Annotated in this window: 17 protein-coding genes; 8 read left to right on the top strand and 9 right to left on the bottom strand. The window is 32.5% G+C overall.

Annotated features, from left to right (window positions below):
• The first annotated feature begins 43 nt into the window (after positions 1 to 43).
• Complete coding sequence (locus P6733_RS06570) at positions 44 to 490, top strand: GNAT family N-acetyltransferase (RefSeq protein ID WP_306351178.1); 447 nt, start codon at positions 44 to 46, stop codon at positions 488 to 490.
• On the opposite strand, the gene P6733_RS06565 is transcribed toward P6733_RS06570, so the two are convergent.
• The 9 genes from P6733_RS06565 to P6733_RS06525 form a co-directional block, all read right to left on the bottom strand.
• Positions 491 to 1,312 (bottom strand): OmpA family protein, encoded by an 822-nt coding sequence (locus P6733_RS06565; protein WP_306351177.1) that lies wholly within the window; start codon positions 1,310 to 1,312, stop codon positions 491 to 493.
• The gene (locus tag P6733_RS06560) at positions 1,312 to 2,949 is read right to left on the bottom strand and encodes a S41 family peptidase (protein ID WP_306351175.1); all 1,638 of its coding nucleotides are present in this window, start codon (positions 2,947 to 2,949) and stop codon (positions 1,312 to 1,314) included. Before P6733_RS06560 ends, P6733_RS06565 begins: the two co-directional genes overlap by 1 nt.
• Positions 2,950 to 3,173: 224 nt before the next feature.
• A complete protein-coding gene (gene rnpA, locus P6733_RS06555) occupies positions 3,174 to 3,572 on the bottom strand; it encodes a ribonuclease P protein component (RefSeq protein ID WP_306351173.1) in 399 nt (132 codons plus the stop codon).
• A gap of 140 nt (positions 3,573 to 3,712) precedes the next feature.
• Positions 3,713 to 3,991, bottom strand: coding sequence for a toxin-antitoxin system YwqK family antitoxin (locus P6733_RS06550; RefSeq protein ID WP_306351171.1), 279 nt, complete (start codon positions 3,989 to 3,991; stop codon positions 3,713 to 3,715).
• A 66-nt stretch (positions 3,992 to 4,057) separates the two neighbouring features.
• A complete protein-coding gene (locus P6733_RS06545; RefSeq protein ID WP_306351169.1) occupies positions 4,058 to 5,320 on the bottom strand; it encodes a hypothetical protein in 1,263 nt (420 codons plus the stop codon).
• Between the two features lie 98 nt (positions 5,321 to 5,418).
• Positions 5,419 to 6,123 (bottom strand): SIMPL domain-containing protein, encoded by a 705-nt coding sequence (locus P6733_RS06540; protein ID WP_306351163.1) that lies wholly within the window; start codon positions 6,121 to 6,123, stop codon positions 5,419 to 5,421.
• Positions 6,124 to 6,232: 109 nt separating this feature from the next.
• The gene (locus P6733_RS06535; RefSeq protein ID WP_306351162.1) at positions 6,233 to 8,122 is read right to left on the bottom strand and encodes a M1 family metallopeptidase; all 1,890 of its coding nucleotides are present in this window, start codon (positions 8,120 to 8,122) and stop codon (positions 6,233 to 6,235) included.
• Positions 8,123 to 8,179: 57 nt separating this feature from the next.
• A complete protein-coding gene (locus tag P6733_RS06530) occupies positions 8,180 to 9,796 on the bottom strand; it encodes a S8 family peptidase (protein WP_306351159.1) in 1,617 nt (538 codons plus the stop codon).
• 71 nt (positions 9,797 to 9,867) lie between these two features.
• Positions 9,868 to 10,728, bottom strand: a complete 861-nt coding sequence (locus tag P6733_RS06525) for an MBL fold metallo-hydrolase (protein ID WP_306351157.1) — start codon at positions 10,726 to 10,728, stop codon at positions 9,868 to 9,870.
• 310 nt (positions 10,729 to 11,038) lie between these two features.
• Between P6733_RS06525 and P6733_RS06520 the strand changes: the two genes are divergently transcribed.
• From P6733_RS06520 to P6733_RS06490, 7 genes are all read left to right on the top strand, one after another.
• Positions 11,039 to 11,368, top strand: coding sequence for a HesB/IscA family protein (locus P6733_RS06520; protein WP_306351155.1), 330 nt, complete (start codon positions 11,039 to 11,041; stop codon positions 11,366 to 11,368).
• Positions 11,369 to 11,653: 285 nt separating this feature from the next.
• The gene (gene sufB / locus P6733_RS06515) at positions 11,654 to 13,102 is read left to right on the top strand and encodes a Fe-S cluster assembly protein SufB (protein ID WP_306351154.1); all 1,449 of its coding nucleotides are present in this window, start codon (positions 11,654 to 11,656) and stop codon (positions 13,100 to 13,102) included.
• 92 nt (positions 13,103 to 13,194) lie between these two features.
• On the top strand, positions 13,195 to 13,953 hold the full coding sequence (gene sufC, locus P6733_RS06510) for a Fe-S cluster assembly ATPase SufC (RefSeq protein ID WP_306351152.1): 759 nt from the start codon (positions 13,195 to 13,197) through the stop codon (positions 13,951 to 13,953).
• 130 nt (positions 13,954 to 14,083) lie between these two features.
• The gene (gene sufD, locus P6733_RS06505; protein ID WP_306351150.1) at positions 14,084 to 15,400 is read left to right on the top strand and encodes a Fe-S cluster assembly protein SufD; all 1,317 of its coding nucleotides are present in this window, start codon (positions 14,084 to 14,086) and stop codon (positions 15,398 to 15,400) included.
• A 140-nt stretch (positions 15,401 to 15,540) separates the two neighbouring features.
• Complete coding sequence (locus tag P6733_RS06500; RefSeq protein WP_306351148.1) at positions 15,541 to 17,661, top strand: TonB-dependent receptor plug domain-containing protein; 2,121 nt, start codon at positions 15,541 to 15,543, stop codon at positions 17,659 to 17,661.
• A gap of 24 nt (positions 17,662 to 17,685) precedes the next feature.
• On the top strand, positions 17,686 to 18,789 hold the full coding sequence (locus P6733_RS06495; protein WP_306351146.1) for an HmuY family protein: 1,104 nt from the start codon (positions 17,686 to 17,688) through the stop codon (positions 18,787 to 18,789).
• 294 nt (positions 18,790 to 19,083) lie between these two features.
• The gene (locus tag P6733_RS06490; RefSeq protein WP_306351144.1) at positions 19,084 to 20,730 is read left to right on the top strand and encodes a T9SS type A sorting domain-containing protein; all 1,647 of its coding nucleotides are present in this window, start codon (positions 19,084 to 19,086) and stop codon (positions 20,728 to 20,730) included.
• Positions 20,731 to 21,463: the final 733 nt, after the last annotated feature.

The raw sequence follows: 21,463 nt of genomic DNA, 5'->3' as shown, positions 1-21,463 counted from the left end.
AAATTAGCTTCTTCGTTTCTATAACCCCATAAATTTTTATCCAATGACTGTTACATGGAAAATAACGCCTTTTAAGGACCTAACTATTGATGAACTATATCAAGTATTGCAATTGCGAAGTGAGGTCTTTGTTGTAGAGCAAAATTGCGTATATCAAGATATTGATGGGAAAGATACAAAAGCATTACATCTTATTGGGCTTTTTAATGGTGAGGTAGTGGCTTACACCCGTTTGTTTGATGCAGGGATTTATTTTGATAATGCCTCATTAGGCAGAGTTGTAATATCTCCAAAATTACGTGAGCAAAAATTAGGACATGAAATGATTCATAAAGCAATTATTGGTATTGAAGAAAATTTCCATACGAGTGCAATTACGATTTCTGCGCAACTGTATTTGGAACGATTTTATCAAAAACATGGATTTGAATCTGTAGGAGAAAGTTATTTAGAAGATGATATTCCACATATCGAAATGATCAAGAAGTAGTTACACTTTTGTAATTACCAACTCGACCCTGCGATCTAGTTCTGATCCTTTTCCTAAAGGTTGTGTATTGCCATAACCTTTAAATTTCATTCGGATTTTAGCAATCTTTTTCAACACCAAGTATTTATAAACGGCTTCAGCACGGTTTTGTGATAACTGACGTTTTTTAGTATCCTTATCAATGGCTTCTTTTTGGAAGGGCGGTGTACAGCATACATGTCCTTGAATTTCGAATTGCAGATTTTTGTAACGGTGTAACATTTTAGCAATTTTATCCAATTCATTTTTGGATTTTAAAGTAAGCTTGCTGCTACCACGTTCAAAGAGTAAATCATCTAAGAAAATACGATCCCCAACAATATGTTCTTTTTGTACACTGGTAAAAATACCCGGCATTTCAATTTTCTGTTTGGGTAACTCTTTGAAGTTTACAACCACGTCCACACGACGATTTTTTGAACGTACTTCCGATAGATTATCCAAAATATCATCTTCAATCAATACACGACCTTTCCCTTCAATAGTAACAATAATCTTATTTTTGATTTTGTTTTCTATTAATTTCTCTTTGATGGTATTTGCACGATTGGTAGATAATTTAAAATTATAATCTTCTTTTCCGATATCGTCACAATACCCAAAAATTTGAATTGTTTCTATACGCGTTGAATCAATGGAGCGAACAAAGTTCACAACAGATTCTGTTTGTTTGTCTTCGAGATTATATTTGTCAAATTCAAAATATACCGAATGGACAATTTCTTCTTGCGCGTGAAGAAGGCCACAAAGTAGTAGGGGGAGTATTTTTAAAAATTTAAGCATTACTTTTTAAGTAAGGTGTTATACTTTGTTGGATCGTTTAATAGCGCAATAGATTTTGTAATCTCACTATTGTTTTTGGTATAGTATTGATATAAACCTTCTTTGTACTGAAAGCGTTTGATGACCTCATCAAGGACTAGTTTTTTAATTTCAGCTTTATTTTTATTCAGTTCATTTTCTTCTCCTTTTTCCAAGGCGCTCAAAAGTTGGTCATATTGAACAGTAATTGAACCATCTATTTTTTCCTTTTTGGCAATCTCTAATGTTTTTTTAAGTGATTTTTCAGTTTCTGTATCAAATGAAAAATCTTCTTTTTTCAAAAATTGTTTGAAATCATTGAAGTCGGCGTCAGAGATTGTTGGAATTTTGTCTCCTAACGAAAGGTTTTTATAATAGTATTGCGTTACATAATTGAATATCGCATCATTTTTAAGAAGAGCATCAGTAATTGCACTGTTTTTGGTTTCTTCCAACACAACATCGGGTTGAATTCCACCACCATCATATACATTACGACCATTTTTGGTTTTGAAGGCAGTATAGTTCTTTTCGTCTGTTCTAATAGCCTTTCCGTCTTTGTCCTTATGTGCGTAATCCAAAGCCTGAATACAACGTCCAGAAGGTGTATAATAGCGTGAAATTGTAACTTTTACCTGTGTTCCGTACGTAAGGTCAATAGGACGTTGTACTAATCCTTTCCCAAAACTACGGCTTCCTACTACAACAGCACGGTCTAAATCCTGTAATGCACCTGCAACAATCTCCGATGCTGAAGCACTACGACCGTCTACTAATACTACCAATGGAATTTCTGTATCCACAGGATTTTTGGTTGTTTTATAAGTATTGTTGTGTTTCTCTATACGAGATTTTGTGGTTACAATAACTTCATTTTTGGGAACAAATAAATTACAGATGTTTACAGCTTCATTCAACAATCCTCCTGGATTACCTCTTAGATCAAGAATGATTCTTTGTGCACCATCTTTTTTGAGTTGTTCCAAAGCTTCTTTTGTTTCCGATGATGCTTTGGTTGTAAATTGAGTTAATACGATATAACCCGTTTTATCATCTACTTTTCCGAAAAATGGAACGGCTTTGACATCTACTTCTTCAAGAATCAATTGTGTGGTGTTGATTTTCCCCTGACGCTTGTATTTGATTTCAATTTTAGCATTCTTAGCTCCTTTCAACAATTGAGAAGCATCTTCTTTAAAATCTACAAGGCTAACATCACCAATTTGGATAATTTCATCTCCTGCTTTTAAACCTGCTTTGTCCGCCGGATAATTCTTGTACGGTTCTTTAATAATCAGTTTACCTTCTTTGCGGCTTATAATGGCACCAATTCCAGTATATTCTCCAGTATTGTTGATTTTGAATTTCAATACATCTTGTTCATTGAAGTAAACCGTGTACGGATCCAATTCGTTGAGCATGTTCTTAATGGCTTTATCCATTAGCTCACCCGGATTAGTTTCATCCACGTAATTCATATTTACCGTTTTGAATAGCGTAGTAAAGATTTCAATTTGTTTAGCAATTTCAAAAAAATCGTTTTTAAAGCTGGCTCCTACAAAGAATAAACCACCCGCTACTACAGGGATTATATATTTTTTTTTAAAAAATGCGTACATAACTTGAATATTTATTTCTTACGCCATTTTCCGAATGATGAAAAACAACAGTACTAAATTAATAATAAATGGCTAAATACGTAGGAAATAGGATAAATTATTGAATTCTTATGCACGATTATTGGATAAAACTGCATTTCAGAAATTCAGAAGCAAAAAAATGAGACAGAAATAGACTTCAACAGTCTAGAATAGGGGATTAGGGGTTTTAGTTTTTTTTGCTCCTATTCACTTTCATTTGGAAGTGTTGGGGAGCAATGTTGTGCGATAAACTTTTCAAATAACTGTACGGTTTTCATGTGAATATCCTGATAACTCAAACGGTCTTTTGTTTGATAAAAAAGCATAAAAGCATAAGGCTTGTCCATTCCGTTTAATAGAATGTGTTTGTTGAGGCGATAAGTTTCACGCAATACTCTTTTAAAGTAATTACGATCTACCGCTCTTTTGAAATGCTTTTTGGAAACCGATACCGTAATTTTTATTTGTTCCCCATCATTATGTTCTCCTGGAACAAAAACTAAGCGCAACGGGTATTTGGATACCGATTTTCCTTCCGTAAACATCGAGTCGATGACGGTTCTGCTTTTTAGTTTTTCGGTCTTGGGGTAGGTGTATTGCATCTGTTTATAAAAGGGCAAAGTTACGAAGTTCCCGTTTCCTTACAGCATAAGCCAGCACATTCCGTGTTTTTAATTCGTATTCCGTTTATAACGAATGAAATAGAGTAATGAAATAAGTATAGTATTGGGTTGAGGTTGAATTATTTTTTAATGATTTTATCCAATTCAAAAGTTTCCTGATATTCAATTGTATCATTTCGATCATAGCGAATCCAAGAACCATTTTTCTTCCCCGTTTTAAAATTGCCAATTTGCCAGAGTTGTCCTGTTTCCCGATAGAATTTCCATTCGCCTTCCATCAGATTTTCAATAAAGGGACCTACTGCTTTTAGGGTTCCGTTTTTGTAAAAATAAGTTAGTTGTTCCCCTATTTTTTCATAAACAACTTGTCCATTTGCATATACTTTTTTATCCAACATATTCTTGGGAATTAATTCATTAGTAAAGAATTTGAAATATACTAAAAATCAAAAATGGAACAACCTCTATTTCTTTTGAATTTTCCAAACCCTACTTTTAGCAACGATATACAAAGCATCAGTATCTTTCTTCAGGGTATTTAATTGGTAGAAACGAACATAGGGATATTTTTTTTTCCCTCCTTCTATTTTAAAGGAAGTTATGGTTTTGCCTAATGTTACTGTATAATACATTAACCAAGTTTGATAAAAGCGAAAGTACACTTCATCGCCATTTGAATTGGGATTTCCATAACCAATCGATACACCACTGTTGAGGTTATTCTTATAAACAATGGGTGGACTTGACATTTTAATGTTTTCGGAAAGGGTTGTCGCTTCAAATGCCGATAGCTCTAAATCATATCCAGCGCATTGCGGAGCAAGAACATCCAAAGAATAAACATCGTTTGAATTTTGAATTTGATATAAAGTGCCATTTTTGTCAGAATAAATTGCAAAGCCCCTATTTTTATCACTGGCAGGATAGATTGCTTTATCAGAGAATGTTTTGATTCCCCTTAGATTTTCAAAAAAAGCAGTACGGTATTTTTTAATATACAACTCTTTACCCGCATCAGTTGCATAGGAACCAGAATAGGAATCATATGTTTCAGGGAGTGTAATCGATTGAATGATTTCTTTTTTCAGAGCTAATGTTTTGGAATCGTATACATCACAATAAGTTGTATCTGGATTATCCCCATATATAATTTCACTGAATATAATACGATCATTATCAATATAAACCGTTACAGCTTTATCATATTGTACTTTGAAATCTCCTTGTGCATTGATAATGCCATAAAAAACCTCTTCGGTACCACCACCAAATCTCAGACTGTCTTTTGCAAAAGAAATGAGGTAGTTTTCGGTTCCTTTTATCGGTTCTAGATTATAAATATAAAGACTATCTAAAGCACGTATACTAACATTAGAATTACTGCTTTTTGGAAAGTAGCTCCAATCCTTATGTTGGTCTCTTTGCGGAAGAATATAACCTGATTGGAAGGATAGTATAATCCATCCAACAATTAAAATTATTACAGTGATTATACTAATAATAAACATTCTTTTTCTGAATTTTTTCTTCCCACTATTATCCAGATCTAAATATTTTTTTCGGGATTGCTGTATTGATACTCCAATTACAATAAGGAGAGAAATCACAATCATAAAGGTCATCAAAAAGAGCATCACAAAACCATCCATGCCCAATGCTGTACCTAAAATAGCAACGAGAATAACACTACCCGCAAGAATTAAAAATGTTTTGAGCGTCTTGTTCATAAAGAAGTTGGAATGATGTCTAAATGTAATAAAAAAACGGCAAGATGTTAGTCTTGCCGTTTTTTATTGTTTTTAAAGAAATCTGTCTTAATTGTGCCTTAGTCAATTTTGAATTTGGCATACACTTCAATTTCGATTTTAATTTTTTTAAATTCTATTTCTTCAGTATTTGAATTATATTCAGGCATCATACTTCTTACTCCTCTAATGCTTATTCCATTGGCACTACCTTGTAAGAAATTTGTAATATTTGAATTTGTATCCGATATAAAAAGAGGAGTGCCTACTTTCTGATTTAAAGGTGTAATCATTGCATTAGCAGTTTGCTTGGCCTTAATGATAGCTCTACTTTTTAGTAATAGTTTTAAGGATTCAATTTTAGAATATTCTGTTTTTTCAAGAATTATATTAGAGATGCTCTCATTTTCAAGCGCTACAATAACCTGACCTGCAGTCTTTGCATCGTATACTAAAAGAGAATAGAGTTTGGATTTTTGAATATCTTGTTGTTTAAAAAAATATTTTTTGAAATTGCTTGATAAATCTATTAATGTCAATTGTTTAGCAAGATCAATTTGTAGACTTTTTAATTTATCAGTCATTTTTCTTTCTAAATCCTCTACGGAGACTTTTCCTCTAGTATCTTTTTCAGAGATTAGAATATTTAGATAAATTTTGTCAGGAGAGACTAAGGTATCTACTTTCGCTGAGGTTTCTATGTATGGAGCATCGATGAAGTTTTTGGATTGTCCAAAAACAGTAGTTGTTACTAGAAGTAAAAAAGTAATTTTTAAATAATTCATAGTGTATCTTTTTTAGAAGGTCAGATAATAATATAGAACCCCAATTCCTTCCATTTATATTAGGATGAGAATTGGGGTGCCTTAAATCTATAAAACAGTATCTAAAACATTAGTCCTGTTTGAATACGTTATTTTCTTTTTTGATATCCGCCATAAATCCTGATGGATCAATTACTATGGTTTTAATCTCTTTTTTATCTTTTGCAATTTTGAATTCATAAGTAGGGAAAGCCCAAGCCCATTCTGTCAAAATAGTTCTTTTTAATTCAGGGTATGGATTTTCTTTTGTGAAATGCATCATACGCAATGGTACATAGTACGTTTCTTGTGAACCATCTTTGTATTCGACTAAGATATCCAAAGGCATTGGCATTCTACCAATACGTTCCAATGTTACGGTTGTATTTTTTCCATCTTCTTTCACGTCTTTAATACCGTAATCAATGGTATTTGTAGTTTGTGTCCAATCTGTTAAATACCAATCTAATTCGGCGCCAGATGTTTTTTCAGCTGCTCTTTTAAAATCGTTTGGTGTTGGATGTGTGAATTTATAATCATGGAAATAACGTTTTAAAGTTTCCATCATTTTATCACTTCCAATTAAATAACCTAGTTGAGAAAGAAAAACAGTTCCTTTACTGTAAGCAGTAATACCATAGTTTAGATTTGTATCATAACGATCTCCATGCGTAGTTTGTGGTTGTTCTTTACCCGTAGCGACCATATAGAAATAGTTATTGTAGGCACTTTGGAATGCATCTTCATTATCTTTGCCACCTACGATTTTAGCCATCGCTAAGTCAGAAATAAAAGAAGTAAAACCTTCGTCCATCCATTCGTGTTTTGACTCATTTGTCGCCAATACATGTTGGAACCAAGAGTGCGCCATCTCGTGAGCTGTTACACCTATTAAACTATTTACACTCCTTTTACCAGTAATTAAAGTACACATTGCATACTCCATTCCACCATCTCCACCTTGTATTACAGAATACTGCTTGTAAGGATATTGACCAACAGTTGTATTGAAGAACTCCATTAATTCCGCTGTTTTTGGCTCTAGCTTTTTCCAGTTTTCTTTAACAGAAGCTTCATTTTTATATAAGAAATGTAGATCAACGTTATTTGGACCTTTTACTACATCATGGATATAATCTTTATCTGCAGCCCAAGTAAAGTCATGAACCATTGGAGCATTAAAGTGCCAAGTCAATGTTTTTGCTTTTTTATCACGCTTTACAACAACACCAGCATCTTCATATCCGTATCCAATTTCATTTTTGTTTTGTAAGTAACCTGACCCACCTAAAATATAATCTTTATCGATTGTAATTTTCACATCAAAATCACCCCATACACCATGGAACTCTCTTCCCATGTATGGATCAGCATGCCATCCTTCAAAATCATATTCTGCTAATTTTGGATACCATTGTGTCATTGATAATGCAATACCTTCTTCACTATTTCGTCCAGAACGACGAATTTGTAATGGTACCTGACCATCAAAATCCAAGTTGAATTTTGTTTTTGCTCCAGGTAGAATAGGTTTTGCTAAAGTTACTTCAAGAACAGTTCCTGTTACTTTTGTAATTGCCTCTAGTCCATCCTGTTTAAAATTAGTGATTTTCAAGTAGCCAATTTCATTTGGTTTTAAGCTACTAATTCTACTTTCTTTTATTTCTTTATTAGCAGATTTAAAAGAGCGTACCATACGTTTATCAGGATCGGCAATAGTTTGTAATCGGATATCCATTTCACTTCCCGGCTGAAACGCATTACTGTATAAATGATAAAATACTTTTTTCAAAGTATCAGGAGAGTTATTGGTATAGACCAATTCTTGTTTTCCCTTGTATTGGAAGTTTTTCACATCCATATTCACGTCCATTTTATAGTCAACGTGCTGTTGCCAATAAAAAGGTCTTGCCGTATTATTTTGTGCGGCAACGGTAAAGAATGTACCTAAAATAAAAGTAATTAAAAATGTTTTTTTCATGAGGAATAAAATAAAAAGGGAAGGATACCCATCCTTCCCATATAAAAGATATTTGTATTATTTTTTGGTGTTGGTCATTTTTTCAGCTAAGATTAATGCATTATAAGCATTAACCATTCTTCCTGTTTTAGAAACCTCTGCAAAAGAACGTTTGTTTGATTTATCACCATCTAGTGCCACTTCAATTTTTGTAGGAATACCAGATTCCATGATAATCTGTTTTACCTGTGCAGCAGTAAGTGTAGGATAATAAGAACGAATTAAAGCAGCTACACCAGCAACATTAGGGGCAGCCATTGAAGTTCCTTGTAAAAATTCATAAGTATCATTTGGAGTAGTAGAGTAAATTTCTACACCCGGAGCAAATACATCTACATCATACGTTCCGTAGTTTGAAAAGTCTGCTACTAAATTAGAACCATAAGATACATTCAATGCACCAACCGTCAAGAATGTATTAGATACTTCAGGACCCATATTTTCAGAATCATTCGGATATACATTTTTAGTATTCAAATCATAACCTTCATTTCCAGCAGCATTCACAATTAATACATCTTTTTCTCCAGCATATTTTATAGCATCATAAACCCATTCTTTGTGCGGAGAGTAATATTTACCAAAACTTGTATTGATTACTTTTGCTCCATTATCTACAGCATAACGTAATGCTAAAGCGATGTCTTTATCGTACTCATCCCCGTTAGGAACAGCTCTAACCGCCATGATTTCAACATTGTTTGCGACACCGTCGCCACCTTTTCCGTTATTACGAATACCAGCAATAATCCCAGATACATGCGTTCCATGTTTTGCATCTTTTTTGTCTGGACCCGTTACATTATTATTACCATACTTATTATCCGTAATATCATCTGGGTTTTTATCCAAAGCTTTACCCTTTCTACCTTCAAATTGTAGATTCAAATTGTAGTTCAATTGATCGTAAACATGATCTTTAAATCCTTCAATCTCTTTGTCGAATTTTGCTTTATCCGTTTTACTCAATACCTGAGCCATTACCATCTTTGCTTGCCCTAAAGTAGCATCACGAGTCAAGATTGCCTTAACATCTTCTAAAGTATAATTATCCTTTTTCAAATTATCTCTAATTGCTTTATCAGCATTTAAGATAAAATCCAATTGTTGTTTGTTTCCTAAAGCTTCAGCATAATCTTTATCATATAATGCTTTGGCATCTTTATAAGCCTGAGAACCGTCATCACCCTTTTTAATAAGACGTACAATTTCAAGATTTTCATTACTTACATTTCCTAAAAAGTTCCATCCGTGAACATCATCAATGAATCCATTGTTATCATCATCAATACCATTTCCAGGAATCTCATTTTTATTGACCCAGATTATAGATTTTAAATCTTCATGATCAATGTCAACACCAGAGTCCACAACACCAACAACAACTTTTACTCCTTTTTTATTTTTCAGTAATTCAGCATAAGCTTTATCAACACTCATTCCAGGAACAGTGTCCTTAATAATATCCAAATGACTCCAACGTTTTAGATTTGAATCAGAAAGAGGAGCATTTTTTAAAGCAATATTATCAATGTTGGTAATGGGAGCTGCAGAAGTAATTACTTTGGAAGCACCACAACCTGTAAGGGCAAGTCCCAAAATAGCCGAAAAATAAATTGGTTTTATTAATCTCATTATGTTTAGTTTAAATTTGAAATATTCGTCTAAATTATTTTTTTTTATTAAATCCTCTAGTGCTATTAACACTAGCTTATGATTTCTTCAAAAGTAAATCGCTCTTTTAAGCGAACTCCTTTATCGGTATGTTCAACCGTTATAATTTGATTGTGGGCATCATGCTCTAAGAATAAATAGTAATTTTTATCTGCAGCAGTATGTAAGAATTGTGATTTTTCATCCAGCGTTAATAAAGGACGAGTATCATACCCCATTACATAAGGAATTGGTAAATGCCCTACAGTTGGAAGTAAATCAGCCATATAAACGATTGTCTTATCCTGATATTGAATATGTGGAATCATTTGCTTTTCGGTATGTCCATCTGCAAAGAAAATTCCAAAACCTAATTCTGATTTTTCTTGAAACTGTTTATCCAATTGAGAAATAAATTTTAATTGGCCACTTTCCTGCATTGGAATAATATTCTCTTTCAAGAATGAAGCCTTTTCACGAGCATTAGGCTGTGTAGCCCATTCCCAATGATTTTCATTCGTCCAATAATGAGCATTTTTAAAGGCCGGTTCATAACCTGTACGATCCTTATTCCATTGTACACTTCCACCACAATGATCAAAATGCAAATGCGTCATAAAAACATCCGTAATATCATCACGGTGAAAACCATGTTTGGCTAGCGATTTGTCTAAAGTATAATCACCCCACATATAATAATAAGCAAAGAATTTTTCAGACTGTTTGTCGCCCATTCCAGTATCAATTAAAATTAATCGATCTCCATCCTCAATTAACATACTACGCGTTGCAAGATCAATCATATTGTTGTCATCTGCAGGGTTGGTTTTATTCCAAATTACTTTAGGAACAACACCAAACATCGCTCCACCATCCAATTTAAAATTACCACACTCTATAGGATATAATTTCATTTTTTGTGATTTTCTGAATTTTATAATAGTGATGCAAATTACAGATAATATTATGAACTACCAATAGATACTTCCAGAACGAATTTAAAGAAATGAAATAAATGTAATAATTTGAAGTATAGATTTTTAAGTGAAATTTAGAGGAATCACAATCAGAAGAAAAAGAACATAAAAATTATGGAATATTCAGATAAACCAAATTATAGATGATAATTATCATACGATAAGTTATAAAAATGTTAGCCTATGTAATAAAAAAATATAATTGTGGTATCTTTGCATATTAATTTAGACAAAATCAATTAGAACTATGATAAAAGTATCTGATACAGCTAGAAAAAAAATCGTCGACCTAATGAGCGATGATGGTTTTGACAGCGCTACAGATTACGTGCGAGTAGGCGTAAAAAGTGGTGGTTGCTCAGGTTTGTCGTATGATTTAAAATTCGACAAAACAAAAAATGAAGACGATAAAATATTTGAAGATAATAATATAAAGATTGCAGTAGAGAAAAAGAGTTTTCTATACTTAGCAGGAACAATATTGGAGTTTTCAGGTGGTATCAACGGTAAAGGATTTGTTTTTAATAATCCAAATGCTAGCAGAACATGCGGTTGTGGAGAAAGTTTTTCATTGTAACAGACTGAAAAATAATTATTTAAAAAACAATATTCCCAATACGTGAATAAATGGAAGATCAGGATGCAATAACGAATATCTCCCGTGAAAAGGAAGACCAAAACCGTTAAATGTATCCTGATTATTTCAAAAAGAGTACCTATTTTTGCAGACTGATAATGGACATAAAAATACAATGCTGAGGTCTCTCAGTATTGGTCAAAAAAGATAGAGTTTTTAGCATTTGAAATAAACAGGGTAAAACCAGGTATTTCTTAAAGTGGTAAAACTTTAAATATAAAAAACATGAGTAAATACACAGAGGAAGAATTAAAAGTTGAACTCGAAACCAAGGAGTATGAGTACGGATTTTATACCGATATTGAATCTGAAACTTTTCCTATTGGCTTAAATGAAGACATTGTTCGTGCGATTTCTAAGAAAAAAGAAGAACCGCAATGGATGACAGATTGGAGAATTGAAGCTTTCCGTGCTTGGCAAGAAATGATAGAACCAGAATGGGCCAATGTACATTACCAAAAACCAGATTTTCAAGCAATATCATATTATTCAGCTCCCAAAAAGAAAGATAAATATAAAAGTTTAGACGAAGTTGATCCTGAATTATTGGAAACATTCAAGAAATTAGGGATTTCATTAGATGAACAAAAAGTTTTATCCGGAGTAGCAGTTGATATTGTTATGGACTCTGTGTCTGTGGCAACTACATTCAAGAAAACCCTGAATGAAAAAGGAATTATTTTTTGCTCCATTTCTGAAGCGATAAAAGAACATCCTGAATTAGTTCAAAAATATATAGGATCTATCGTTCCACAAAAGGATAATTTTTATGCAGCATTGAACTCAGCAGTATTTTCTGATGGTTCGTTCTGTTATATTCCGAAAGGAGTACGTTGTCCTATGGAATTATCTACTTATTTCCGTATCAATCAAGCAGGAACTGGACAGTTTGAAAGAACACTAGTAATTGCTGATGAAGGAAGTTATGTAAGTTATTTGGAAGGATGTACAGCACCATCTCGTGATGAAAATCAATTGCATGCTGCAGTTGTAGAATTAATCGCCTTGGACAATGCTGAGATTAAATATTCAACAGTACAAAACTGGTATCCTGGAAATAAAGAAGGTAAAGGCGGTGTATTCAATTTTGTGACCAAAAGAGGTTTATGTGAGAAAAACGCAAAAATTTCATGGACACAAGTTGAAACAGGATCTGCAGTGACTTGGAAATACCCATCTTGTATCTTAAAAGGAGACAATTCTATTGGTGAATTTTATTCTATTGCTGTAACAAATAATTTCCAACAAGCAGATACAGGAACCAAAATGGTTCATTTAGGAAAAAATACAAAAAGTACTATTATTTCTAAAGGAATATCAGCAGGAAGGTCTCAAAATAGTTATAGAGGATTGGTACAAATTAGTGCCAGAGCAGACAATGCAAGAAACTTTTCACAATGTGATTCTCTTTTAATGGGAAATAGCTGTGGAGCACATACTTTCCCATACATTGAATCTAAAAATCCATCAGCCAAAGTAGAACACGAGGCAACGACCAGCAAAATTGGAGAAGACCAAGTTTTTTATTGTAATCAAAGAGGAATTCCAACAGAAAAAGCAATTGCATTGATTGTTAATGGATTTAGTAAAGAAGTATTAAATAAATTACCAATGGAATTTGCAGTGGAAGCACAGAAACTACTTGAAATATCATTAGAAGGTTCTGTGGGTTAATTGATTTTAACGCAAAGAGTAAAGATAAAAAACAAAATAATTTCGGTAGCCTATTATTGGCTTGATGAAATGAACTAATTGAAAATTGACTTATGTTAAAAATAGTAAACCTTCACGCTAGCGTAGAAGATAAAGAAATTTTAAGAGGAATAAACCTTGAAGTAAAAGCAGGAGAAGTACATGCAATCATGGGACCTAATGGTTCTGGTAAAAGCACACTTTCGGCTGTAATTGCAGGAAATGATAATTATGAAGTAACTGAAGGAGAAGTATTTCTTGAAGGAGAAGACATCGGAGAATTAGCTCCAGAAGAAAGAGCACACAAAGGAGTTTTCCTTTCGTTCCAGTATCCTGTGGAAATTCCAGGAGTTTCAGTAACAAATTTCATGAAAACGGCAATCAATGAGAAGCGTAAAGCAAATGGATTAGAGGAGATGCCAGCAAATGAAATGTTGAAAGTAATTCGTGAGAAATCAGAATTATTGGAAATCGATAGAAAATTTTTATCCCGTTCATTAAATGAAGGATTTTCTGGTGGTGAGAAAAAGAGAAATGAGATTTTTCAAATGGCAATGCTAGAGCCAAAATTGGCAATTTTGGATGAAACAGATTCAGGATTAGATATTGATGCTTTGCGTATTGTAGCAAATGGTGTGAATAAATTAAAAAGTGAGAATAACGCAATTATCGTAATTACACACTACCAAAGACTATTAGATTATATCGTTCCAGATTTTGTACACGTATTATACAATGGAAAAATTGTAAAATCAGGCACAAAAGAATTGGCGTATGAACTAGAAGAAAAAGGATACGACTGGATTAAACAAGAAGTTGAAGAAGTAAACTAGTTAAATCGGTACGGAGTAATCAATTGAAGAAATAATTTCCAAATTGAAACCTTCAAAAATAACCTGATTTAAGTAATTGAACATAATTAAGAGTTTGAAAGTTGAACTTTCGCACATTAGATACCCAAAAATGGAATTAAAAGAAAAATTAATATCTTCTTTTATGGCTTTTGAAGAACGTGTAGATATCGATGCAGATTTGCATGATATCCGTACAGAAGCCTTAAAGAATTTTGAAATAAAAGGTTTTCCAACAAAGAAAGATGAAGCTTGGAAATATACTTCGCTGAGTTCAGTATTAAAAAATGATTTTAGTGTTTTCCCAAAAGGGGAAAATGTGGTTGATTTCAAAGACGTAAAGAAGTATTTTCTGAATGAAGTAGATACCTATAAAATTGTTTTTGTAGACGGTGTTTATAGTTCTTTCTTATCTTCAACAACACATGATGGAATGGACGTTTGTTTAATGTCATCAGCATTGAATAAACCTAAATACAAAACGGTTATTGATACCTATTTCAATAAAATTGCAAATAGAGAAGAGAGTTTAACCTCTTTGAATACTGCTTTTGCATTTGAAGGAGCATATATTAATATCCCAAAAAGTAAAGTAGCAGACAAACCGATTGAAGTAATTCATTTTTCTACAGGAAATGAGGCTGCTCTATTGGTACAACCACGAAACCTGATTGTAGTTGCAGAAAATGCACACGTTCAAATCATCGAACGTCATCAAAGTTTAAACAGTAATCCTGTATTGACAAATAGTGTAACGGAGATATTTGTTCAAAAAAGAGCAAATTTGGACTACTATAAAATTCAAAATGACAATGATCAGGCGAATTTAATTGACAATACGTATATATCTCAGGATGGAGAAAGCTTTTGTTCGGTACATACCTTCTCTTTTGGAGGAAATATTACCCGTAACAATTTGAATTTCTATCATTTTGGAGAGCGTATCGACTCTACTCTAAAAGGAATTACTATTATAGGAGATAAACAACACGTTGATCATTATACATTAGTACACCATGCTCAACCGAACTGTGAAAGCCATCAAAACTATAAAGGAATTTATGGTGATCGTTCAACAGGTGTTTTCAATGGTAAAATATATGTAGAAAAAGAAGCGCAAAAAACAGATGCATTTCAGAAAAACAACAATATCCTTTTGAGTGATAAAGCAAGCATAAATGCAAAGCCTCAATTAGAGATTTTTGCAGATGATGTGAAGTGTTCTCACGGTTGTACTATTGGACAATTAGATGAAAGTGCAATGTTTTATATGCAATCTAGAGGTATTCCATACAAAGAAGCACGTGCTCTATTGATGTATGCGTTTACCAATGAAGTTATTTCAAGCATAAAAATACCGGCATTAAAAGCTAGAATTACAAAGATAATTGCTTCAAAACTAGGTGTTAACATGGGTTTTGATTTGTAATTAGACTAAAAATATCTATTCTTAAAAGCAGCGTAATTACGCTGCTTTTATTTTTATTTAGAATTAGTAAAAATAACTTGCGTAATACAAATGACTCGTTTAAATTTGCAATTTAGAATTAATCTAAATATAATTAAATAATGCAAATCAATAAAGGTTATTTTTTACTACTATCTTCTTTCCTAGGATTTAGTTCATACGCTCAGACAACTGAACAAGACTCAATTCGTAAAGAAAACAAATTGAATGAAGTTGTGGTTACAGGTCAATTCGAACCACAATCAATTAATAAATCAGTTTTTAATGTTCGAGTAATTTCAAATCAGGACATTCAGAATTTAGCAGCAAATAATCTTGGGGATGTATTAAACCAATACCTTAATATTACAGTACGACCAAGTGGTAACGATGGGCGTTCTACAGTATCATTATTTGGTTTAGATGCACAATATTTTAAAATTTTAGTGGATAATGTGCCTTTGGCAAATGAAGCTGGACTAGGAAATAATATCGATTTAACTCAAATCAATCTGAATGATGTTGAACGAATTGAAATTATAGAAGGATCAATGGGTGTTACTCATGGAGCAAATGCTGTGAGTGGCATACTTAATATTATCTCTAAAAAATCTTCAAAACATAAATGGTCTATTACTGCTACTGCACAAGAAGAAACCGTTAATAAAGAATTCTCATTTTTTAAACAAGGAAGACATATTCAATCATTGCGCCTTGCACATAATCTTTCAGAGAATTGGTATATATCTGCTGGTGTAAACAGAAATGATTTTCAAGGATATCTAGGAGATAAAAAAGGAAAAGATTATAAAGAAAATGACTTCACTAGGGGATATAGTTGGTTGCCAAAAGAACAGCTAATATCAAATGCATTAATTAGCTACCATAAAAATAATTTCCGAGTATTCTATAAATTTGAATACTTAGATGAAAATACTGATTATTTTAATACCACAGTACAATCAGGTTATAATTCACAATTAGGATCCTATTTGTATTCCGATGATAAAAGATATTTTACAAACCGTTATTATCATCATCTAAATGCTGTCGGAAAATTATTTTCTCAATTAAACTACAACGTTTCGGTATCCCATCAAAGACAAGCTAGAGAAATAGAAGACTTTAGATATAATATTACAAATGGAGATGAAACTTTAAATAAAAGAGTGCAGGATCAGTCGATGGAAGTAACCTATTCGACAGGAACAGTAAGTAATTTCTTTTCAGATAGTAAAGTTGATTTACAACTAGGATATGAATTTGTAAACAATAATGGATTTTCATTAATTCAAGATGAGAATATTATTTCTCCTGTTAGAAAACGATTAGAGAATTATGATTTCTTTGTTAATTCTGAAATTAAAGCGACAGAAAGTTTCTATTTACGCCCAGGATTGCGTTTTTCTTCACAATCAAAATTTGATGATCAGTATGCTTCATCCTTAGGATTACGTTATTTGTTTGGCAAAGGAGTAGAATTAAGAGGGTCATTAGGAAAGTCTTTCAGAACACCAACATTTGATGAATTATACTCAAAACTAATTTTTGACGGGCATCATTTTACAGGAAATGAAAATCTGATTCCTGAAACAAGTACTTCGTATGAGATAAGTTTAAAAAAAGGAACCTACTTTAAGTCTGGTCTTGTCATGACAAATACCATCACAACAAGTTTCTTAAATGTGAAAGATCGAATAGATATGGCATTTATTAAATTCAATAGTGCTGGAATACCAGAATACCAATACATCAATATTAGTAAATATAATATGTGGAATGTGTCCACTAACCATCAATTGAAACAAAATAACTGGATGTTTAATTTTGGAGCATCACTAGTTGGAGTATCACGTGTTATCGAGAACCAATTATTTAGTTCAGATGATAAATTTCTGTATTCATTTAATTTAAATACAAGCATATCCTATTCTATTCCGAAATGGGGAACCGTTTTTTCGGCCTATTATAAATACAATGGAAAGACACAACAATATATCGAAGGAAATTCAGAATTTGTTATTTCAGACATCGAAGCCAGTAATTGGTTAGATGCATCGATTAGAAAATCATTTTTCAAAAACAGATTGGACTTCATGGTTGGAGCAAGAAATCTTTTGGATGTGACGAATGTTAACCAAACAAGAACAGCAGAAGGTGGAGGACATGCAACATCTTCTAATATCATGCTGGCTTATGGAAGATCATATTATGCAAAACTTACGTATAACCTTAACTTTTAATATAAATATCTAATACAAAATAAAATGAAAAAAAGATTTTTATTCTTATCGATGGCTGCTTTAACACTTGCAGCTTGTTCTAGTAGCGATGATAATGCGACTACTCCAGTAGAAGTGGTAACACCACCATCATCAGGGAAAATACTTCAACCAACAGTTGGTGGTCCAAATCAACCAAATCAAGTATACTTAGATTTAAGCACTGAAAGTTCTACATCAGTAAATAGAGCTTCTTGGGATTTTGGATTTTCAGGGGGATCTGATTTTAGAGTGATTATTAATGGATCACTTAAAATGGCTGTTAAGAAATTAGCAACAAATGATATCACGTTACCTCAAGTAGCCAATACAGATGTTGCTGTAGGTGGTGGAGAAACATTAGCTTCAAGTGGTTATGTAGATAATCCAACAGGAGTATTAGCAGGTGCAGGTAATGGTGAAGGTACAGCTATTGCTGAAATTTCAGCTACTGATGCGAATAACAATGTATATTTAGTAAATCTTGGTTTTGCAATTTCAACTACTACTCCTTCTGTAGGATCAGCTAGTACTGATGGAGCAGAGAGAGGATGGAAAAAAGTAAGAATTTTAAGAAGTGGAACTGGATATAAAATTCAGTACGCAGATCTTGCTTCTACAACTTTTACAGAGAAAACAGTTACTAAAAATGCAGACTTTAATTTTACTTTTTTCAGTTTAGCAAGCGGTAGTGCAACGACTGTTGAACCAACAAAAAAGAAATGGGATATAAACTTTACAACTTTTACAAATTATCTTGTAATGGGATCTGGAGCTGTTACTTATGGTTTCTCTGATTTCATCGTTACAAATATGAAAGGTGGTACTAAAGTTTACCAAGTTTTAAATTCTGAGGGTATAACATTTGAGAATTTCAAATTAGCGAATGTAACTGAAGCTAAATTTGCTGGATCTACAACAGATCAAAGAATTATTGGTTCAAATTGGAGAAACGGTGGAAGTAATACAACTTTGCCAAGTATTAAAACAGACCGTTTTTATGTTGTGAAAGATGCAGACGGCAATGTTTATAAAGTGAAATTCCTTGCTATGACAAATGATGCAGGAGTAAGAGGATATCCAACAGTTCAATATACATTATTACAATAATGTAAGTTTTGTTTGTTAGTTTTAATTTTTTTAAACCTGGCAGGTGCAAACTTGTCAGGTTTTTTTAATCTAAAATATCAATTATGAAAAATAATTACTTAAAACTATTTTTTACATTATTTCTGAGTATCTATTCATTGTTTTCATATAGTCAGTTTAATGTTTCAATAAATAATTCAACCCTTTTAGTAAATGATAATTATGTAAATTCTGGAGGGACTATCAGCTTTGGACTTGATGCCTCTTCGATGAGTGTTAAGTTAGATGTTGAAGTCACGACCAATAACCCCCCCCATGGGAGGTAAAGAAGGAAATATATCATTATATTATCAAAAAAGCCCTGGTTCAGGTGTAATCAGAATTAGTAACACTATTTCTGCCCCATTCTTTGGTAGTAATTTTGTATCACGTAATTTTTCTTTCACATTATTAGCGAGTGCATTTAATAATACTGGAGGAGCTGTTTTTGCAGAATATGTTTCTTATAGTGGATCCATTTATAAAAGTAGTGATTTAAAAGTTGTAAAAACTCTCGTTCCACCAATTACAAATAACACAATTACTCAGAATCAAACTATATATTATGGACAAATACCGTCCATGTTAACAGGTACTAATCCTAATGGAGGAACAGGGACTTATACCTATCAATGGGATAAAAATGATGGAGTAAATAATTGGGTTCAGATTAATGGAGCGACAAGTAATATATATACACCTGAAGCTCTAACCAGAACAACCAAGTTTAGAAGATATGCGCTTTCTGGTGGTAGAGCGAACAGTAGCAATGAAATTACTATTCAGGTGAATGATAGTCCTCTAATTACAAATAATGAAATAAGTGGAAATCAAACTATTAATGAGGGTAATAGTGGTGCCAACATATTTGGTAGTCAACCCAGTGGAGGTAATGGTAGCGGAACATATACCTACCAATGGGAAAAAAAAGAAGTCAATGGGTCTTGGAATATAGTTGAGGGGGCTACTACTGGAAGTTTAATGCCAGGGAGTTTATTGGTTACAACAAATTATAGAAGACTAACTAAATCGGGTAATGCAAATAGCATTAGTAATGAAGTTACTATAAACGTTATTGCAGCACCACAGTTATTAAGTAATTCTATTATTTTAAATGGTTCATTGATTTCTGGAAGCCTTCCTATAGGGGGTACAGGACTATATAGTTATTTTTGGACATTGTATAGTCCAGAAGATCCAATAATTATTCAAGGTATAGGTTTGGATTTAATAATTCCAGATTTTGTATATGATTATTTAAATCAATACCCCAATCTCTATATTAATAGGACTGTTACTTCTGGCATTCAAAGTATTACAAGTAATTCTATTCAAGTTATACCAGGAACTCAGATTCTTAATAATTCGATTGCTTTGAATGGATTAGAAATTACAGGAAGTTTACCTAATGGGGGTTTAGGCCAAGGATTTTATACTTATGAATGGTATTCATATAATATGATAGGTGATGAGGTTATTGGAGAGGTTAATAAATTAGTGGGCGATCAACAGAATTATACTATAACACAAATTCCAGGGATGATAACAAAATATTATAGAATTGTAAAATCTGGAGGAAAAAAATCTTTTAGCAATACTGTTTCTTATGATTTTAGTGGCCGTCAAATATCGACTTTCGAAAACCTAAATATTACTGAACAAGAACAATCGATTACTGTTAAGGTATATCCAAATCCAACAAACGGATTGGTGAATTTTCAGAATGATGTTTGGGAGAATAAAGAAGTAGAAATTATTATTTATTCTGAATGGCTTGGAAATAGTTCTACTATATATAAAGGAGTAGTAAAACCAAATCAGGGAATCAATTGGAATATTCCAGTTAATTATCCAAAGGGATTATATTTTTATAAAATTGTGACTGGAGAAGAAATTAAGAGTGGAAAGATCTTCTACAATTAATAACTCTGCACTACAGCACAACCGATGGAGAGTAACTCAATCTTCATCCAGTTGAAACCAGTGTTTTTAATTTTTTAGTTTATTAGTTTAGTGAAGAAAACGTCTAGAAGAAATTCTGGACGTTTTTTGGTTTATAGATTTTTTGAGTACCAATATTGATAAGCTAATATTGACACTTCGTTATTATACTATATATAGTATAACAGGATAGATTAGGCTTGTTCTAAATTTTATACTACTCCTTATATATAAGGAAGGAATTTTGGAATGGATGTATGGTTAAAATCAAAATCTAGTAGAGGATAACCTGAAAAGAGCTTTTAATCCCAGCTTGTTTCTTAGTAAAAGAGTTCTTTTAGTCTAATGGAGGGCAAAATGAAGCTTTTAAGACAATAATTGTGTTATAAATTGTACCTATATAAATAGGTATATATAGATAAAACCACTGCTAGCAGCAGAAAAGGCTGATAAACTGGTTCGATTTGCGATAATATGGTAAAAAAAGATTGATTACAATATGGTGTAATTCAGTTGATTGAGATTAAAAGTTAAGAAAAGGTAAAAATAACTTTAAAAAAGTATTGTTTAAGTCTAAAAAGGTTGTAGTTTTGCACCCGCAACAGCGCACAAGTTCATCAGAAATACAGCAGTCAGATTGGGATTTAGCTTTTAGAAAAAAGATAAAAAAAGATTTGCGAGAGATGTAAAAAAGATTTAGCTTTGCCGACCCGAA

Origin of the sequence: Flavobacterium aerium (assembly GCF_030766725.1) — a bacterium.
Taxonomy (GTDB): Bacteria; Bacteroidota; Bacteroidia; order Flavobacteriales; family Flavobacteriaceae; genus Flavobacterium; species Flavobacterium aerium.
Note: the sequence above shows the minus strand (reverse complement) of the source record. Positions and strands in the feature narration are given on the sequence as shown.

Bases quoted from the DNA above. Each gene is read 5' to 3' on its own strand.
- P6733_RS06570 (WP_306351178.1), top strand. From the start codon at position 44: ATGACTGTTACATGGAAAATAACGCCTTTTAAGGACCTAACTATTGAT.
- P6733_RS06565 (WP_306351177.1), bottom strand. From the start codon at position 1,312: ATGCTTAAATTTTTAAAAATACTCCCCCTACTACTTTGTGGCCTTCTT.
- P6733_RS06560 (WP_306351175.1), bottom strand. From the start codon at position 2,949: ATGTACGCATTTTTTAAAAAAAAATATATAATCCCTGTAGTAGCGGGT.
- rnpA (WP_306351173.1), bottom strand. From the start codon at position 3,572: ATGCAATACACCTACCCCAAGACCGAAAAACTAAAAAGCAGAACCGTC.
- P6733_RS06550 (WP_306351171.1), bottom strand. From the start codon at position 3,991: ATGTTGGATAAAAAAGTATATGCAAATGGACAAGTTGTTTATGAAAAA.
- P6733_RS06545 (WP_306351169.1), bottom strand. From the start codon at position 5,320: ATGAACAAGACGCTCAAAACATTTTTAATTCTTGCGGGTAGTGTTATT.
- P6733_RS06540 (WP_306351163.1), bottom strand. From the start codon at position 6,123: ATGAATTATTTAAAAATTACTTTTTTACTTCTAGTAACAACTACTGTT.
- P6733_RS06535 (WP_306351162.1), bottom strand. From the start codon at position 8,122: ATGAAAAAAACATTTTTAATTACTTTTATTTTAGGTACATTCTTTACC.
- P6733_RS06530 (WP_306351159.1), bottom strand. From the start codon at position 9,796: ATGAGATTAATAAAACCAATTTATTTTTCGGCTATTTTGGGACTTGCC.
- P6733_RS06525 (WP_306351157.1), bottom strand. From the start codon at position 10,728: ATGAAATTATATCCTATAGAGTGTGGTAATTTTAAATTGGATGGTGGA.
- P6733_RS06520 (WP_306351155.1), top strand. From the start codon at position 11,039: ATGATAAAAGTATCTGATACAGCTAGAAAAAAAATCGTCGACCTAATG.
- sufB (WP_306351154.1), top strand. From the start codon at position 11,654: ATGAGTAAATACACAGAGGAAGAATTAAAAGTTGAACTCGAAACCAAG.
- sufC (WP_306351152.1), top strand. From the start codon at position 13,195: ATGTTAAAAATAGTAAACCTTCACGCTAGCGTAGAAGATAAAGAAATT.
- sufD (WP_306351150.1), top strand. From the start codon at position 14,084: ATGGAATTAAAAGAAAAATTAATATCTTCTTTTATGGCTTTTGAAGAA.
- P6733_RS06500 (WP_306351148.1), top strand. From the start codon at position 15,541: ATGCAAATCAATAAAGGTTATTTTTTACTACTATCTTCTTTCCTAGGA.
- P6733_RS06495 (WP_306351146.1), top strand. From the start codon at position 17,686: ATGAAAAAAAGATTTTTATTCTTATCGATGGCTGCTTTAACACTTGCA.
- P6733_RS06490 (WP_306351144.1), top strand. From the start codon at position 19,084: ATGGGAGGTAAAGAAGGAAATATATCATTATATTATCAAAAAAGCCCT.